Here is a 2,540-nt window from a genome sequence, read left to right as displayed (position 1 = left end):
CACATCTTCACATCCTCTACACATCCGATTCGACGGACGGCGACCGCTATTCGGCGGGCGGCCGACCCGGCGGCGCCCCTAGCTGGGGATTCGTGAAGGCGGGATCAGATAGGAAGCTGCTGCTGAATTCTCGCTGCTTCCTCTTCGATACGAGAAGGTCCCCACATTTTTGCGCATTTTTCTGTACAACCGCACCATTGTTCGACTCATTCATTTCCCCACATGATTTATGAGACGATTCGATCGATCGTGAATGAGCACCCGATCTATTTCTTTGTGTCGGATTCCACGACGCTTCAGGATTCATCCGCGCCCGTCAGTTTTCAAGCTTTCGCAGGGTATTCGGCCTCATTGTCTGTGAGCCCCAGTTCCGATTCCATTTCACGCCAACTCTTTAGGGGATCGATTTGAACAGTCGGATCTAGCAATTGCCACTGTCGTACAAGACCACGAATTTCTTGAAGCAACACCAAAATCCGAAGCGGCACTTTCCCCCTTGGTTGAAAGCGAATCTCTCTACCGCCAAGTATTGCAAGACATCCTCTTCTAGAACCATGCGCACTCGTGAGGAACGGCAAGCTCGCCCAACTAACCACCAAAAGTTGTAGGGCCATCCTGGCACTGTAAGTGCAGTCATCCCGAATCCTGTTAAGCCAGAAAAAGGATGAAGCGCCATACGTAAACCTTAAAGACAAATGACGGCTAAGAATAAGCGGCAGGGAAATCCCAGTTTTTGCCATGCGTAAAAAGAAAGGCAGAGACAAGCATCGATATGCCGCGGCGATATGAAAGCGAACAATTATAGGAGGGTGCTCAGAACCGGTATCCTGAAAAAACGAGAAGAACATCGGACAGGAGCGATCCATCGGTGCCTGAAAGCGCGCGAAGAAGTCTAAACCCATGGACCGGCGCTCCCGAAGGTCAATATTTCTAACCAAGTAACCCCAAGGTGAAACCATAAAGGTGAAAAACATGGGGCAAATGAAGACGGCACGCTCACGTATTAAAAGTGAGTAATCGTCCTTCTCGGTACCTGGTGTAGCGCGAATCGATACCGCCCGGCGCCCCCGCCGATATTCCCGCTCGATACCGCCGATATTCCGCATCGATACCGCCCGCGGGGGCTGCGGCGCCGGCCCCGGGCGACCGCGCTACGCTCGCGGCGCCATGTCGCAACGCGAGACAAGGAGGTATCGAGCATGGCGAGAAGGATACCCGTGAGGGGCATATTGAGGCTCAGGGCCTCGGGGCTGTCGGGGAATGCGATCGCAAGGACGCAGTCGGTCTCCAAGACGAGCGTGATGGACACGTTCCACGCCGCCGACGAGAAGGGGGTCTCCTGGGATGACGTCGAGCCGATGTCGGACTCCGAGGCCTACGCGCTGCTGTTCCCGGAGAGGGTGCACGACGGGCCGGTCTACGCGGACCCCGACTGGGAGCATGTCCACCGCGAGCTCGCCCGCGTGGGCGTCACGTTGAAGCGGCTGCACGCCGAGTACCGCGACGAGCAGAGGTCGAAGGGCGGGCCCTTCATGTCCTACGACCGGTTCTGCAAGCGCTACCGGGAGTTCACCGTCAGCAAGCAGGTTGTGAGCCGCGTCGGGCACAAGGCGGGAAGGATCATGGAGGTCGACTGGGCGGGGCCGACGATGCCGCTCGTCGACCCCGCCACGGGCGAGGTGTCGAGGGTCTACCTGTTCGTCGCCTGCCTGCCCTTCAGCCGCCTGTCCTACGTCGAGCCGACGCTGGACATGAGGCAGGATACATGGCTGCGGTGCCACGTGCACGCCTTCGCCTACATGGGCGGCTCGACTCCATGCATCGTGCCCGACAACCTGAAGACCGGGGTGAAGGGCCATCCCCGCGAGGGCGAGGTCGAGCTCAACGGCGCCTACCGGGAGATGGCCGCCCACTACGGGTCGGCGGTGATGCCCGCGCGCGTGAGGACCCCTCGGGACAAGCCGAGCGTGGAGAACGAGGTGTGGCAGGCGGCGACCGAGATCGTCGCCGCCCTCCGCGACACCGTGTTCACCGACTTCAACGAGCTGAGACGGGCCGTCGCGGCCAGGCTGGAGGAGCACAACTCGAGGCCCTTCTCCAAGCGCGAGGGCACGCGCCGGGAGGTCTTCGAGGAGCAGGAGGGGCCGCTGCTGAGGCCGCTGCCGGCGGTGCCCTACGAGGTCTGCGAGTGGGTCTACGGTCGCAAGGTGCAGAAGAACTGCCACGTCGCGTACAAACACAACTACTATTCCGTGAGCCACCTCGCGGTCGGCAGGACGGTGGACCTCAGGGTCACCGACACCACCGTGGAGGTCTTCCTCGCCGGCGAGCGGCTGGCGACGCACCCGCTCTTCCCGGCGTCCGCGAGGAACCGCTACTCGACGCACGCCGGCGACCTGCCCGAGGGCAGGTCGTACTCCGACTGGGACGCCTGAATCTGCCCCATTCCCGTTGACACACGGAGTTCCGTTTCGGCATGATGTCGTAAACGGGGAAAGGGGGCATAGGATGGGACATCCGTCGCCCAAATATTCGGCCGA

The 2,540-nt window shown here is 60.6% G+C and carries 2 protein-coding genes; one reads left to right on the top strand and one right to left on the bottom strand.

All coding sequences use genetic code 11. From position 1 onward, the window contains the following. Window positions 1–323: 323 nt before the first annotated feature. Complete coding sequence (locus H6A21_RS10680) at window positions 324–1,106, bottom strand: hypothetical protein (RefSeq protein ID WP_204562766.1); 783 nt, start codon at window positions 1,104–1,106, stop codon at window positions 324–326. Between the two features lie 93 nt (window positions 1,107–1,199). On the opposite strand from H6A21_RS10680, the gene istA reads away from it, so the two are divergent. Continuing rightward, window positions 1,200–2,435 (top strand): IS21 family transposase, encoded by a 1,236-nt coding sequence (istA, locus tag H6A21_RS10675; protein WP_239462822.1) that lies wholly within the window; start codon window positions 1,200–1,202, stop codon window positions 2,433–2,435. Window positions 2,436–2,540: the final 105 nt, after the last annotated feature.

Source organism: Collinsella tanakaei (genome assembly GCF_016902615.1).
Taxonomy (GTDB): domain Bacteria; phylum Actinomycetota; class Coriobacteriia; order Coriobacteriales; family Coriobacteriaceae; genus Collinsella; species Collinsella tanakaei_A.
Note: the sequence above shows the minus strand (reverse complement) of the source record. Positions and strands in the feature narration are given on the sequence as shown.